This is a genomic window from Pseudoalteromonas sp. NZS11 (assembly GCF_015864765.1).
Lineage (GTDB): Bacteria > Pseudomonadota > Gammaproteobacteria > Enterobacterales > Alteromonadaceae > Pseudoalteromonas > Pseudoalteromonas arctica.
The window spans coordinates 357181-372735 of sequence record NZ_JADYWP010000004.1 but is presented as its reverse complement, the minus strand read 5'-3'; the positions used below and the strand labels follow the sequence as shown (position 1 = coordinate 372735).

Below are 15555 nucleotides of genomic sequence, written 5' to 3'. Positions count from 1 at the left end.
CGCATTTAAATGCGGTTTTTTTAGATAGCAGAAACTTTATTCTTTCGTTTCAATCTCTTTAATAACTTCAGGCTCAGCTACACTTTGCTCTTGTGACTCAGTGCTTTGTACTTCAGGAGCTACAACCTCAACATGTGTTGCGTTATAAAAAGTAGCACCAGAGCTTGCCATTGTTACCAGTGATTCACATGGTGCAAAGTTAGCATCGCTGTTAGCTAATGTAGACATATCAGAGCTTATTTTACTTGCGCCTAATTTATCCATATAGCTAAACGGGCCACCTAAAAATGGTGGAAAACCAATACCAAATATTGCACCGATATCGCCATCACGTGGGCTGGCAATAATGCCATCATCTAAACAGCGTACTGCTTCGTTAAGCATTTGCGATACACAACGCTTAGCAATTTCGCTCTTGTTTAAACGTGGAGCCGGGGTAACACCCAATAGTTCGTAAACTGACTCATCAACCTTTTTGCCTTTTTTATCGTATTCATAAAAACCACGACCAGACTTACGGCCAAGGCGTTTTGAATCAATCATACGCATAAATGCATCAGGGCCTTTAAAACGCTCGCCTAATTCTTTTTCAAGGATTGGGGCAATTTTAGAGCCAATATCAATACCTACTTCATCAAGTAGAGCCAGCGGGCCTACCGGAAAACCAAACTCAACAAGCGCCGCATCAATCTTTTCAATTGGCTCGCCTGCTAACATTAAGTTAGCAGCTTCGTTTAAGTAAGGCGCTAAAATACGGTTGACGTAAAAACCGGCCATGTCTTTTACAACAATTGGCGTTTTACCTTGCTTACGTGCAAAGTTAACAACGCGGGCAATGGTCTCTTGAGACGTACCTTCGTGTGGAATAATTTCCACTAATGGCATTTTTTCCACTGGTGAAAAGTAATGCAAGCCAATTACATTTTCAGGACGTGCTGCCTGCGCTGCAATTTGCGATATTGGTAATGATGACGTGTTACTTGCAAAAATTGTATTTGCTTGGCATTGCTGCTCTACGTCTGCAACCATACCTTGCTTAAGTGCAAGATCTTCAAACACCGCTTCTATTACTAAATCAATGTGTTTAAAGCCACTGTAGTCAGTTGTACCTGTAATACGGTTCATCGTTAACTGCACATCAGCTTTAGACATAATACGACGCTTAAGGCGCTTGTCTAAAATTTTATAGGTGTAGCTCATTGCATTACTAATGCCCTGCTCTGCTACATCTTTAATACGTACCGGTACTTTAGCTTTAACAGCACTTACGTGCGCAATGCCTGCGCCCATTAGTCCACCACCTAAAACAGCAGTTTTGCTTATTGCGGGTGCGTCATCATTGCGCCACTCTTTTTTCATTTCAGTGGTTGCAAAGAAAATACCGCGAAGCGCTTTAGATTCGTCACTCATTACAAGTGTAGCAAAGCTTTCAGCTTCTGTTTTATACGCTTTTAGCTCATCAAGCTCTACACTAGCTCGCACTGCTTTAATAATAGCTAGTGGTGCTGGGTAGTGCCCGCCCGTTTTTTTAAGTACGTTTTCTTTTGCTTTTTTAAAGATAAAGTTACGACCAAACGGGTTTGACTCTAATAATTTACTAATATTGTCGAGCCTTGGCTCTTTTGCTTGTGGCTTTTTCTTAGTCGCAAATTCTTTTGCAACTTTTAACAGCACACTGTGCGGTACACAATCATCAAGCACGCCTGCTTTTTTAGCTTGCGTAGGACGAATTTGTTTACCTGTTAGCATCCACTCTAGTGCTTTTTGAATACCAACAATTTTAGTTAAGCGTTGGGTGCCGCCGCCACCAGGAAGTAAACCAAGTTGTACTTCTGGTAAGCCAATTTTTGTTAAATCACTGTCGGTACCAACACGGTAATCACATGCTAAAGCAAACTCTAAACCACCACCTAATGCAGCGCCATGAATCGCACTTACTGTTGTGTATGGCAGTTTTGTCATATCAAAAAACGCTTGATGACATAGCTCACTAATAGCTAATGCATCTTCACGCTTTTGAACACTATCGAGCATTTTTACATCGGCGCCAGCAATAAAGTTATCGCTTTTTCCGCTTATAAATACCATGCCTTTTACATTTTGCGACTTAGCGTCTTCTAGTAATGCTTTTAAATCATCGGCAAAACTGCTGCGCAGGGTATTCATTTTCTCACCCGGCACATCAATCGTTACTACGGCAATTTTGTTTTCATCTACCGCTAAATTAAATACTGAATCAGTCATTACGCGCTCTCCAATACAAAGGCTGCACCTAAACCACCAGCAGCACACGCTGTTGTTAATGCTAAACCGCCACCACGACGTTTAAGCTCGTGTAAGCTTTGCGTAATTAAGCGTGCACCTGTTGCTGCAAATGGGTGACCATATGCTAAAGAGCCGCCGTTAACGTTAAACTTATCCATGTTAATTTCGCCAATTGCTTTGCTGCGACCTAAATGCTCTTGTGCAAATTTGTCTGAAGCAAACATTTTCATATTGGCAAGTGTTTGCGATGCAAACGCTTCGTGCATTTCAATTAAATCTAAATCAGCAAGCGTAATACCCGCTCTATCTAGTGCAATAGGCGTTGAATGAGCTGGGCCCATTAACATGTCTTTTTCTACACCAATTGCCGAAAATGCAAAGCTACGTACGTAACCTAGTATTTCATAGCCTAGTGCTTTTGCTTTGCTTTCGCTCATCATAAGTACGGCCGCTGCACCATCAGTTAATGGTGTTGCATTTGCGGCGGTAACAGTACCGTGCTGACGGTCAAAAACAGGTTTAAGCTTGGCGTAGCCTTCAACCGTTGAGTTTTTACGAATGTTGTTATCTTCTGAAATAAAGCTTTTATATGGCGGTAAATGCGCCGTCATTACTTCATCTTTTAACTTTCCATCAGCCCATGCTTGCGTTGCAAGTGAGTGAGAACGATGCGCTAACGCATCTTGATCTTCACGGCTAATATTATGTGTTTTAGCCATTTGCTCAGCAGTTTGCCCCATTGAAAGGCCTGTTGAGTACTCTGCAACAGCAGGAGGCACTGGTAATAAATCTTTTAAACGCAGTTTTGAAAATATTTTTAAGCGTTGACCAAGCGTACGCGCTTTATTTAAATCAACTAAGCTGCCTGCTAGCTTTTTACTAACACCAATTGGCAGTACTGATGACGAATCTGCGCCACCTGCAATACCTACACTTACAGATCCCGCCATAATAGACTCAGCTACATTAGCAATAGCCTGAAAGCTGGTAGCACATGCGCGCGATACAGAATATGCATCAACCGATACCGGCATACCTGTGCCCAATACAATTTCACGTGCAATATTTGGCGCTTCTGGCATTTGTACTACTTGACCAAATACAAGTTGATCAATTTCTGACTTGTTGAAATTTAATCGTTCAAGCATTTCGTTAACCACCAATTTACCCATATCAAGTGCAGGTACATGGTGAAACGCTGTTGCTTGCTTTGCAAAAGGTGTACGTAAGCCGCTAACTATGGCAATACGGTCGCCCTTTGGTGTTTTTAGTATGTTTTGCTCAGACATTTATGCTCTCCCGCTGACAGGTCTGACCTGTTTGTTTTCCTCGATTCTAAACAACCCGTGTACTAAAGCCAATAGATAAACACAAATTTATATAAATAGTGTTTAATTACGACTATCACAATAGGCTTTTTTAGACGCATTTACAAAGTTTTGTGGTACGCTAAAAATCGTTAATAAATAACGAACTATTTTAAAAAATACAGTCTAACTCTTGAGTTACCCAATTATAAACCTTATAAATAGGTCAGTATTTATCACCTAACACTATTAGGTACAAACCCAGCTGACGAGGACAGTCCACTTATTATGGCAGCTAACGCATTTTCACAATTAAAAACGTACTTAGATACACAAATCATTGGCCAGCCAGAGCTTACACAAGCGCTACTTATTGCTATTTTAGCTGATGGTCACTTATTAGTAGAAGGCCCTCCTGGGCTTGCAAAAACACGTGCAGTTAATGCACTTGCTAAAGGTATTGAAGGATCGTTTCAGCGCGTACAGTTTACGCCAGACTTATTACCGGCTGATGTAACAGGTACCGATATTTATCGCCAACAAACTAGCGAGTTTGTATTTGAAAAAGGCCCTCTTTTTCACAACCTAATTTTAGCTGACGAAATTAACCGTGCACCAGCCAAAGTACAATCAGCACTATTAGAAGCCATGGCAGAGCGACAAGTGACCGTGGGTAAAAACACTTATCCGCTTAGCGAACTATTTTTAGTTATGGCAACACAAAACCCGCTAGAGCAAGAAGGGACTTACCCGTTACCAGAAGCCCAGCTGGATCGCTTTTTACTGCACCTAAGTATTGGCTACCCTGGCGCTGAGCATGAGCTTGATATACTACGTTTAACACGTGGCGAAGCGCTTAACGAGCAACAACCAGTAATGCAAAAAATTAGTCAAAGCGATTTATTTGCAGCTCGTAAAGAAATATTAGGCCTTTATTTAGCAGAGCCGCTTGAGCAATATTTAGTACAACTTATTATTGCCACCCGTGAAGGCGCTAAATTAGATGCGCAACTAGGTAGCTGGATTGAGTTTGGTGCAAGTCCGCGTGCAACAATAGCACTTGATAAATGTGCTCGTGCTCATGCATGGCTTCAAGGCCGTGACTTTGTAGCACCTGATGACATTCAAGCTGTTGTGCATAACGTACTGCGTCACCGCATTATTTTAAGTTACGAAGCCCAAGCCGATGGCATTACTAAAGATCAAGTAATAAGCCGTATAGTTGAACTTGTAGCCGTACCATAAGTTATGCAAAAACAATTAGAATCCCAAGCATGGCTCAAACAGAGCCATAGCCACGGTGTTAATTTAGCACTCAAAGAGCTGATGTATTACAAAGCCAAAGCGCAATTGCTCGAACTTGCCCCTAAGGTGAAAATAAAAAACACCTTAACAGGGCAATACCTTGCACCGCACAAAGGCCGAGGAATGGAATTTGCCGAAGTGCGACATTATCAGCAAGGTGACGATATTCGCTCTATTGATTGGCGAGTTACTGCGCGTACCGGCGAGACTCACACAAAGCTCTTTCAAGAAGAAAAAGAGCGCCCTGTGTTTGTATTTACTGATTTTTCTAACTCAATGCTGTTTGGTTCAAAGTTACTATTAAAGTCGGTGCAAGCTGCGCATATAAGCGCTCTTGTTGCATGGTCGGCGTGTCAGCGCGGCGATAGAATTGGCGGTATTGTGTTTAATCAGCACTCGCATTTGGAGCTAAAGCCCAGCGCCCGTGAAAAAGCCGTGCTTAAGCTTTGTCATAATTTATGCGACAACCACCAGCAAGCACTCAACAACATTGATAAAACAGCCCCTAACAACTTTAGCGATAACCTAAAGCGCCTTAACCATTTAGCAAAACCAGGCAGCTTAGTGTATTTAGTGTCTGATTTTAATGCTCTGGATGATGCCAGCTTTAAGCAACTCGAAATATTAAGCCGCCACTGCGAGCTGATTGGTTGCCACATAAGCGATCCGTTTGAGCATCAGTTACCTGCGTTTAAGCAAGCAGTCACCGTTAATGCAAATGGTCAAGACTTTGCCCTACCATTAATGGATAACAGCTTTAGAGAACGCTTTGCTAAAAATGCTGAGCAAGCATTTAGTACGCGCTTTAATCGCTTAACTAAATCGGGTCTTAATTTAATATCATTCAATGCAGCAACACCGCTTGAGCTGCAATTAGTGAGAAAATAACCATGCAAACCAATCCACTCGATGGCCTGCACGATATAATAGCGCCAAGCCAAGTTAATTGGTGGCCACTCGCCCCTGCTTGGTGGGTTATTATTGCACTGCTGTTTTTAGCACTGTGCGCAGCTATTTATATATTTTACAAAAAACATAAATTTAAAAAGCCTAAACGCTACGCAATACAATTGAGCCAAAGTGAGCAAAATCCTCAGCAACTGCATATTATTTTAAAACGTTTAGTGATTGAATATTACGACAAGCGCCTTGCTGCGCAATCTACCTCTAAATGGTGCACAACACTTAATACGCTTACCGGTTTGAGCTTTACAGAACAAGAAATACTAAGCTTGTATAACCCCAGCCAAAAAGATACAACACTGTGCGAAAAATTTCGCCAAGGTATTAAGCAATTTAAAATAAAGGAGTCAGTAAATGTTTGAATTTAGCTGGCCATGGTTATTTTTATTACTGCCCTTGCCTTTATTACTTTTACTATTAAAACCCGCGGCAAGTAATGCCAGTACGCGTTTACGTATACCCAGTTTTGCAAAGCACAATTTAACCAGCCAAAGCATTGAGCCACACGCACGACGTTTAAATCCTTTCGAATGGATAATTTGGTTATTACTTGTTACTGCCGCTGCCAATCCAACATGGTTAGATGAGCCAATCTCATTACCAAATGAAGGGCGCGATATAATGTTAGCAGTTGACTTATCAGGCTCGATGACCGAACAAGACATGGCTTACAATGGCCAATATGTTGACCGCCTTACCATGGTAAAAGCCGTACTCAGTGATTTTATAGAGCAGCGTCAAGGCGACAGGCTTGGGCTGATATTATTTGGCGACACCGCATTTTTACAAACCCCCCTCACGCGCGACGTTAAAACAGTAAGTAAAATGCTCAGTGAAGCGCAAATTGGTTTAGTGGGACGCGCAACAGCCATTGGTGATGCATTGGGTCTTTCGGTAAAACGCTTTGCCAATAAAGATGAAAGTAACCGTATTGTGGTGCTATTAACTGACGGACAAAATACAGCGGGCAATTTAAACCCAGAAGATGCACTACTGCTAGCTCGCGAAGAAGGTATTAAAGTGTACACTATTGGCGTTGGCTCAGATAATCCGCGCGGCTTTAGCCTCTTTAACATGGGTGGCTCTAGTGGCAGTAGTTTAGATGAAAGCTTACTTAAAAAGATTGCCGAGCAAACTGGCGGATTATACTTTAGGGCCAAAGATGTAGCAGGCCTTCAACAAATTTACGCAGAGCTTGATAAACTTGAACCTATTAGCGCTGATGAACAAACATTTCGCCCACAAAGCTCATTATTTTACTACCCGTTACTTATCGCTATTTTACTTATTAGCTTAAAAGTAATGCTTAGTACACTGCGTGCATTAAAGGAGCCAAACTAATGGATTTTGAATTTATTCGCCCCGCTCTTTTATGGTTACTCATACCTGCTGTGGCATTATTTTTTGTCGCCTTAATTAAGCATAAAAAAACGACTAGTGAGCAGCTAATTGCACCGCATTTAGCACAATTTATTATGAGCGAAGCAAACACTAAAGCCAGCCAGCCACTTTGGTTAGTTGCTTTGTTTTGCAGCCTTGGCATTTTATTTAGTGCTGGGCCTAGCTTTGAGAAAAAACAAGTTCCTGTATTTCAAAGTAAAAGTGCCCGTGTAATTGTTATGGATATGTCGTACTCAATGTACAGCACCGATATTTTACCAAATCGTTTAATGCAATCACGCTTTAAAGCGCTTGATATGATTGAGCTATTTAGAGAAGGTGATACCGCGCTTGTAGCTTACGCAGGCACAGCCTATATAATATCGCCACTAACAAACGACGCCACAACACTTAGTAATTTAATTCCAAGCTTAAGCCCTGAAATAATGCCAGACAAAGGCTCAAACGTTTTAGCGGGTCTTGATATGGCCAAAGAGCTATTAACGCAAGCGGGTTATATTGATGGCGACATTATTTTAGTGACCGACGGTATTGACCAGCAAGAACAAAGCGACGTGAGTAGCTTTACCAGTAACACCCAATATAGATTAAATATATATGGCGTGGGTACCGCTCAAGGCGCTCCAATTAAGTTACCTGAAGGTGGTTTTTTGAAAGACAGATACGGCCAAATTGTAGTACCTACTCTCAATGCCAGTCAGCTTAAAAATTTAGCATCGAGCAGTGGTGGTAAATTTGCTAGTTACCAGCCTAGTAATAACGACATAAATACGTTTGCCCCAAATGCACAGAGTGAATTATTGAAAGACGAAAAACAAAGCCACGCACTTTGGCGAATAGATGCAGGTATATACGGACTCTTGTTATTACTGCCATTTGGTTTGTATTTATTTAGACGCGCTGCCTTGCTGGGGGCTTTTTTAGCCTTTAGCTTTTTACCGCAGCAAAATGCGTATGCCGTAGAGCTTCCTACTCTTTTGCAAAATGCAGATCAACGTGCATTAGAGGCTTACAAAAATAAAGAATACGATGCAGCAACACAGGCTCAATCGAGTGAGTTAAAAGGCGCGGCGCTTTACCAGCAAGGTGATTTTGATGCTGCACTTAATGAGTTTAGTAGTGATAAGTCGGCTACCGGTTTATACAACTACGGTAATGCCCTCGCCAAAGCTGGCAAGCTTGAGGACGCCATTGAAGCCTACAAACAAGCCCAAACCTTACAAGACGACTTTACACAAGCAACTGACAACCAAGCTTTAGTTGAACAATTACTCAATCAACAAGATCAGCAAAGCGACGGCGACGACTCTCAAGACCAAGATGATAGCCAGAAAAAAGATGAGCAAAACCAAGGGCAAAATTCTGATGAGTCAAAACAGGATAAGCAACAAAATGGTGATAAAAGCGATTCTGAAAAAGGCGAAAACGAAAGTCAAAGCTCAAGCGATGAAAAATCTGATAAAGAATCAGATAAAGAGTCTGAACAATCAAAAGATCAACAAGGTGAGCCTGGCGAGCAATCAGACAAGCAAAATGAACCTGATATGCAAGCCCAGCCACAAAGTGAGCAAGGGCAAAATAAAGACGCTGACCAACCTAAAGACGAGCAGCAACAAAGTAAGCCACAAACAATGAGTGAGCAACCTGCTACTGATGAGCAAAAACAGAATGCTCAGCAACAAGCTATGCAAGCCCAAGCAAGTGAGCTCACTAATGAAGAAAAAGAAAAAGCACAACAGCTTAATCAACTACTTAGAAAAGTCCCGGACGATCCGGCTATTTTATTACGGAATAAAATGCAATTAGAAGCCCAAAAAAGACAATATAAACGTCGCCCTACAGGAGTCGAAAAATCATGGTAATGCGATTATTTTGCTGTTTATTGCTATTAAGTGCGATGCCTTCGTGGGCTGCCACCAAATTAGAAGCCAGCGTAGATAAAAACCCTGTTTTAGCGGGTGAATTTTTTATGCTTAATATATCCGTAGACGATACAGTTAAAGGCGAGCAACCAGACACCTCATCGCTGTTAAAAGACTTTGTGGTAGGCCCAACAAGCTTAAGTTCTCGTACCAACATTATTAATGGCAGCATTAATAAACAAACCACGTGGTCAGTTAAATTAATGACCCGTGCAGAGGGCGATTACACTATTCCGGCATTTAGCGTTGCAGGGTTAACCTCACAGCCTATTAAATTAAAAGTGGCAAAACGCTCAGTTGATGCAGATAAAAATAACGAAATATTTTTAAAAACGTCGCTCTCAAGTAATTCATTATTTGTGCAAGAAGCCGGTGTTTACACTATTAAGCTTTACCTTGCGAAAGAACTACTTGATGGCAGCTTAAGCACACCAAGTATGGAAGATGCTCAGCTAACCCAATTGGGTAAACAAACTGAAAGCTATGAGCTTGTTGATGGTAAACGCTACCTTGTTATTACTCGCGAGTATTTGATTCAGCCACAAAAAAGTGGTGCGTACACTATTGCAGGCCCCGCTTTTCAAGGACGAGTACAACAAAATTATCGTCAATTAGAAGTATCAGCTCTTGGCGACGATCAGCAAGTAGAAATCAAACCAATTCCGAGTGATTATAAAGGTGCATGGTTACCAAGCGAGCTGGTTAGTCTTGATGAAGAATGGCAACCTAACGACAACACCGTAGAAGTCGGTACGCCTATAACACGTACTATTACACTTACTGCGCTTGGGGTTACAAAAGAGCAATTACCTGAAATCTCTATGCCTACCATTGATGGCATACGCAGCTACCCTGATAAAAAAGAAAATAACAATGCAGTACGTGACGGACGCGTTGTATCGCAGCAAACTGCATCGTATGCATTACTGCCGCAAAAACCAGGTACTTACACTTTACCTGAAATACAGCTGCCTTGGTTTAATACTAAAATGAACCGTATTAGCGTAGCTACATTACCAAAGCGCACTATAACGGTAACGCCAAGTAGTACCGCACCTAATACCGCCGTGGCCAACCCACAATCAAACCCAAACAATTTACCTGCTATTGAAAATATTTCGAATGAAGCGACAAGCACACAACGTATTGAAACTAAAAGTGATACTCCTCTTTGGTTAATAGTTGTTGCCGCTTTAGGGTATATTTTATGGATTGGTACTGTAATTTTTTACTTAATGACCCGTTCTACTAAAAATACGACTGAGAAATTACAACCAAACAACCGTGATATTTCTCAGCCGAGCTTAAATGAGCTTAAAACGCTCGCTAAAACACACGATGTGAAAGCTTTTTACACCGCATTAAATAGTTTTTCTGTAAAGGTGACTCACAAAAATGTTGGCGCTATTGATGAGCTTTGCATCCGCGTAAACAGCAGCGAGCTTAATGGCCTCATTAGCCAATTGCAGGCACAACTTTATAGTAATAAAGGCGCAAACACGGATCTTAATGCTATTATTAAAATTCTTGAGAACTATCAAACTCAAGCATCAAAGTCGCAACAAGCTGTATTAAAAGACCTTTATGATTAATAACTACGATACTCAGGTCTTTTTTTGCAATAAATAATAATTTTTAATTAAAAAAGTGCTTATGCTTGGAAAGAAAAAATCAAACAATCAGGTCTTAATCGATATGGCAGAGAAACAAAAGCGTTATGAAGCCTTGGTCCACGTTTACAATAAAGAGCTTTATCGCTTTGCTTATTGGTTATGCCGTGATCCGCACATAGCAGATGATTTAGTACAAGAAACGTTTTTACGCGCGTGGCGTTCTCTCGACTCTTTACTTGATCAAAAGGCAGCTAAACCTTGGCTGCTTACTATATTACGAAGAGAAAATGCGCGCCGATTTGAACGTAAACAGTTTGATTACAGCGACGTAGAAAACGATACGCTTGTTGATGAAACCAGCCACTCATTAGATGATGAAATGGAGCAAACGGTTATCCAACGCCAGATTGCCCTGCTATCTGATGAATACCGAGAGCCATTATTACTACAAGTTGTAATGGGCTGCTCTGGCGAAGAGATCGCAGGCATACTTAATTTAAATAAAAACACGGTAATGACTCGTTTATACCGTGCCCGAAATCAACTTAAAGAGGCTTTAAGCCGTGATGATGAACAACTTAAAGGGGCATCAAAATAATGGATGAACTTGAGTTTCGTCGCCGCACTATTGCGCAGCCAAACGACATTGACAAGGAGCTCATGGAGTTTGCTAACAATAACCCAGAGCGACAAAGTTTTATTAACGATATGAAAGATTTTGATAAATTTATTCAAGACTCTTTAGATATACCTGTGCCTGAAAACCTTGCAGACCGCATTCTTTTAAACACATCGTTAAAAGAAAAAGCACTACAAGAAGAGCAAGCAACAGGAAAAAATGTAGTTGATGCCCGCTCGCGTTTTAAGCTTGACCGCGTGCATCTTGCATTAGCTGCATCTTTTGTAGTGGCTATTAGTGCTTTCTTTTTTAGTACAGAGCAAAATATTGCACACGAAGCGGGTGAGCATGCGCTTGCCCATGTGTACTACGAAATTAGTGCGCTTGATAAAAAAGAGCCCATTAGCCTACAAAGCGTTAACGACAAGCTTGCAGTATTAGGTGGTCATCTTGATGAGCTTCCTGGTGATGTAACTTACGCTATGTTTTGTGATTTTAAAGGCGAAAAAGGGCTACATTTGATATTTGAGTCTGACTTTGGTCCTATGACGGTATTTATAGTGCCTTCTGAAAATAAATCATTTGGTTTTGGCGATGATAATTTCAAAGACGAGCGCTTTGAAGGTCATATTAACCGAGGCTCACAAGCAGATACTATTTTAGTGGCAAGTGTTGGAGCACCTCTAAATACTTATAACGAACGCGTTACTGGCGCTATTCGTTGGCTTTAAAATAAACAAATTTACCGCTTAGTTTCTACTGAGCGGTTTTTTGATTGTATACTCACCAACAAACCTTTTCTTTTATACCCAAAACCTCTGATTTTTAAAGTAATTAATTAAATTCCTAAAGAAAGTAAATTATAATCGCGGCTCGATTTTAATTAGGGAATTTCATGAAGAACATCATCGTTATTTTTTCATTATTGGCATTATTATGTACTGCCAGTTTTGATGCACACGCACGTAAAAAGTTTGGCAGTAGTAAACGTGGACAAACTCCTGCAACACAACAAACAGCACAAAAACAAAAAGCAGATACAACAACCCCAACAGCAGCACCTAAAGCCACATCAAATAAAAAAGGCATTATGGCTGGCGTTTTGGGTGGTCTTTTAGCGGGTGGCTTAATTGCAGCAATGTTAGGCGACGATTTTGAAGGTTTTAAGCTATTAGAAATGATTTTATTAGCTGGCGGACTATTTATTTTATTTAAGCTAGTAACAGGCTTTTTACGTACTAATCGTGCCCCACAACTTGCAAATGCCAGTGCAGGTACAAGTGCTCAGCAAAATGCTTTTAAACAAGCACCTATCGAGCAACCAACAAGTACAGGCTTTGCTAACAGCGCCCCACAAGATGAAAGTGTCCCTTTTAATTTACCACCTAACTTTGACGTTAATGGCTTTTTGCAAGGTGCCCGTAGTCATTACCATACGCTACAAACTGCATGGAATAATGCCGATTACACCACAATGGCTGAATACTTAAGCCCTGCGCTTGTTGCCGAGTTTAAAGCTGAACGTGAAGCTATACAGAGTGTAGAAACAGAAGTAATGTTTATTGATGCCGAACTTGTGCGTGCAGATACAAATGCGCAATCGTGGCAGGTTAGTGTTCGCTTTAAAGGTAAGTACCGTGATTTAGGCGATAGAAAAGAACAGCCTATTTTAGAAATTTGGCACTTAGAGCGTCTAATTTCAGACGATGCTCCATGGCTAATAGTGGGTGTTGAAGATTTAATTGATACTCAATAAGCTTTTATTATTTTAAACACCGCGCTTTTTAGCGCGGTGTTTTTTTATTTAAAAAACAATTGATTTACCGCGCCCTGATGCTTCAGAAGCAGCATCTAATTGACCCTCTTTATTAATAATAACGTGTAAGTCACCAAAGTGTCTCTCGTCTATGGTGTAACCCATTTTTGTAAGCTCTGCTTTCACGCTATCGGTTAAACCTATGTGCGTTCTAATTATATTTTTAGGCCACAATTGATGATGAAAACGAGGGCTATTTACAACCTGCTCTGCACTCATATCAAACTCTATCGCATTTAAGATAGATTCGTACACAGAGCTAATAATGGTTGTGCCACCAGGCGAACCTGTCACCATTTTAACGGTGTTGTCTTTAAGTAATATTGTAGGTGTCATAGAACTCAACATACGCTTGTGTGGCTGTATTTCATTAGCTTTACCGCCTATTGCACCAAACACATTCATAACGCCTGGTTTGGCGCTAAAGTCGTCCATTTCATCATTTAAAATAAATCCTGCACCTTCAACAACTACACCGCTACCAAACCCTAAGTTTATTGTGGTGGTATTTGCTACAGCGTTACCCATTTTATCAACGATTGAAAAGTGCGTAGTTTGCTCACTTTCTTTAAGGCCCGGTTTAATATTTTCGGTAGTCGAGATAGCGGTTAACGAAATGCCATTACTGCGCTCTTTGAGGTAGTTAATATTAGTTAACGCGTTTACTGGAACATCAAAAAAATCAGGGTCGCCTAAATACTCCGCTCTATCTGCAAATACACGTTTACCTATTTCAGAAAATAAGTGCACATACTGAGTCGAGTTATGCGCTAAGCCTGCATTTGGTTTTTGTAACTCATACATTTTGAGCCACTGTAAAATAGCAATACCACCTGAACTCGGCGGTGGCGAAGTAAGTACTTCATAACCATTCCAACTAGCTTTAATAGGCGTACGTGATTTAGCGGTATAATTTTTTAAATCATCTTGATTAATAATACCACCATGCTGGTGCATAAATTTAGCAATAATATTTGCAGTTTCGCCTTTATAAAATCCATCTTGGCCGTTATCACGAATACGCTTTAGCGTTGCCGCTAGCTCTGGTTGCTTAAAGACTTTATTGGCTTTTACATCAGCAAAATATTTTTCAAAGTTTACATTTATTTTTTGCTCTTTTAGATGGGCTATATAATTGCTCACACCTTTTGCTAACTTAGGCGGAACAACAAACCCTTGCTCAGCTAACGTTACAGCAGGCTGTACTAGTGCTTCCCACTTTAAAGTGCCATGCTTTTGATGAGCAAGCCACATACCCGCTACACTGCCAGGTACACCGCTTGCGTGAATGCCATATATTGATTTGTTTGCAATAACATTACCTTGCTTATCTAAATACATATCACGATGAGCCGCTGTTGGCGCTGTTTCGCGATAATCTATAAAATCGCCTTTGCCATCTTTTTGAATAAGCATAAATCCCCCGCCGCCAATATTTCCGGCTTCAGGAAGCGTCACTGCAAGTACAAATTGTGCCGTAATAGCCGCATCAACAGCATTACCGCCTTGCTCTAATATACTTTTAGCAGCATCGGCACTGAACGAGTCAGGCATTGCGACCGCGCTTTGCGCTAAAGGCTGCGCCAAAACACTAAAAGTAGTGAACTGTAAAACCAGTACACTTTTGACGATTAATTTACGTGGTGAAAAAAACAATCCCATACAACATCCTTAATTTATTATTTTTGTTGCCCATATTAATGCACGTCATTTAAGGGCAGGTCAATCTTTATACTGTTGATATTTAATCATCTTAAAACGTTTTTTGAATAAAGTACTGCGGGTAAGTCGCCTTGCTCATCTGTATGTGTATAATTTTTTATAAATTGCAGGCCTAACTTTTTCATTATTGTTATAGAGGCCGTATTATCTTTTAGTGCAGTTGCGCTTATCGCCTTAACGTCATCTTGCTTAATGAGTTCATCACATAATGCTAAAGCCGCCTCGGTTGCATAACCATGCCCCCAACTCGCTTGTTTAAAGCGCCAACCTATTTCAATATCGCTGTAATTTGGTGCATCACTAAAGAAATTCATAGGTCTTATTAATACCCAGCCAATAAATGTATTGGTTTGCTTTAGAGTGATACTCCACAGCCCCCAGCCTTTTAGCTCATTTCTATATGCGAGCATACGAGGCACTCCCTCATTTTTTATTTGCTCTAAAGAGGTAGGTACACCTCGCGTTAAATACTGCATTACGGCGGGGTCTTGGTCGAGTTCAAATAATTGAGGCCAATCGTGCTCATTCATTAATTTAAAATTTAATCGTTTTGTTACGGGGGCGTTCATTTTCATTGTTGTATAGTCTGCCTCGAATTAATTATCAGTCTCTAAAGGAGATA

At 40.8% G+C, this 15555-nt stretch carries 13 protein-coding genes; 9 read left to right on the top strand and 4 right to left on the bottom strand.

The features are described 5' to 3' along the window. Window positions 1-36 precede the first annotated feature (36 nt). Both fadJ and fadI read right to left on the bottom strand, forming a co-directional pair. Complete coding sequence (gene fadJ / locus I6E82_RS11220; protein ID WP_197117932.1) at window positions 37-2244, bottom strand: fatty acid oxidation complex subunit alpha FadJ; 2208 nt, start codon at window positions 2242-2244, stop codon at window positions 37-39. Next, window positions 2244-3554 (bottom strand): acetyl-CoA C-acyltransferase FadI, encoded by a 1311-nt coding sequence (fadI, locus tag I6E82_RS11215; protein ID WP_004335629.1) that lies wholly within the window; start codon window positions 3552-3554, stop codon window positions 2244-2246. Before fadI ends, fadJ begins: the two co-directional genes overlap by 1 nt. A gap of 306 nt (window positions 3555-3860) precedes the next feature. Here fadI and I6E82_RS11210 point away from each other — a divergent pair, with 306 nt between their 5' ends. The 9 genes from I6E82_RS11210 (at window position 3861) to I6E82_RS11170 (ending at window position 13151) form a co-directional block, all read left to right on the top strand. Beyond that, window positions 3861-4817, top strand: a complete 957-nt coding sequence (locus I6E82_RS11210) for an AAA family ATPase (RefSeq protein WP_004335627.1) — start codon at window positions 3861-3863, stop codon at window positions 4815-4817. A 3-nt stretch (window positions 4818-4820) separates the two neighbouring features. Beyond that, window positions 4821-5765, top strand: coding sequence for a DUF58 domain-containing protein (locus I6E82_RS11205; RefSeq protein WP_010554656.1), 945 nt, complete (start codon window positions 4821-4823; stop codon window positions 5763-5765). A gap of 2 nt (window positions 5766-5767) precedes the next feature. Then, window positions 5768-6202: a DUF4381 domain-containing protein gene (locus I6E82_RS11200; protein WP_004335624.1), complete on the top strand. Its 435-nt coding sequence runs from the start codon at window positions 5768-5770 to the stop codon at window positions 6200-6202. Continuing rightward, on the top strand, window positions 6195-7181 hold the full coding sequence (locus I6E82_RS11195) for a vWA domain-containing protein (RefSeq protein WP_024604469.1): 987 nt from the start codon (window positions 6195-6197) through the stop codon (window positions 7179-7181). The genes I6E82_RS11200 and I6E82_RS11195 overlap by 8 nt, the downstream gene beginning before the upstream one ends. Then, window positions 7181-9103 (top strand): VWA domain-containing protein, encoded by a 1923-nt coding sequence (locus I6E82_RS11190; RefSeq protein WP_197117930.1) that lies wholly within the window; start codon window positions 7181-7183, stop codon window positions 9101-9103. Before I6E82_RS11195 ends, I6E82_RS11190 begins: the two co-directional genes overlap by 1 nt. Next, window positions 9097-10755, top strand: coding sequence for a BatD family protein (locus tag I6E82_RS11185; RefSeq protein ID WP_197117928.1), 1659 nt, complete (start codon window positions 9097-9099; stop codon window positions 10753-10755). Before I6E82_RS11190 ends, I6E82_RS11185 begins: the two co-directional genes overlap by 7 nt. A gap of 61 nt (window positions 10756-10816) precedes the next feature. Next, window positions 10817-11374, top strand: coding sequence for a sigma-70 family RNA polymerase sigma factor (locus I6E82_RS11180; protein WP_032827217.1), 558 nt, complete (start codon window positions 10817-10819; stop codon window positions 11372-11374). Then, window positions 11374-12126 (top strand): DUF3379 family protein, encoded by a 753-nt coding sequence (locus tag I6E82_RS11175; protein WP_007582005.1) that lies wholly within the window; start codon window positions 11374-11376, stop codon window positions 12124-12126. Before I6E82_RS11180 ends, I6E82_RS11175 begins: the two co-directional genes overlap by 1 nt. 164 nt (window positions 12127-12290) lie before the next feature. Further along, window positions 12291-13151 (top strand): Tim44 domain-containing protein, encoded by an 861-nt coding sequence (locus I6E82_RS11170; protein ID WP_197117926.1) that lies wholly within the window; start codon window positions 12291-12293, stop codon window positions 13149-13151. A gap of 48 nt (window positions 13152-13199) precedes the next feature. On the opposite strand, the gene ggt is transcribed toward I6E82_RS11170, so the two are convergent. Together ggt and I6E82_RS11160 are read right to left on the bottom strand one after the other, a co-directional pair. Next, window positions 13200-14873, bottom strand: a complete 1674-nt coding sequence (ggt, locus tag I6E82_RS11165; protein WP_197117924.1) for a gamma-glutamyltransferase — start codon at window positions 14871-14873, stop codon at window positions 13200-13202. An 86-nt stretch (window positions 14874-14959) separates the two neighbouring features. Continuing rightward, window positions 14960-15508, bottom strand: coding sequence for a GNAT family N-acetyltransferase (locus I6E82_RS11160; protein WP_197117922.1), 549 nt, complete (start codon window positions 15506-15508; stop codon window positions 14960-14962). Window positions 15509-15555: the final 47 nt, after the last annotated feature.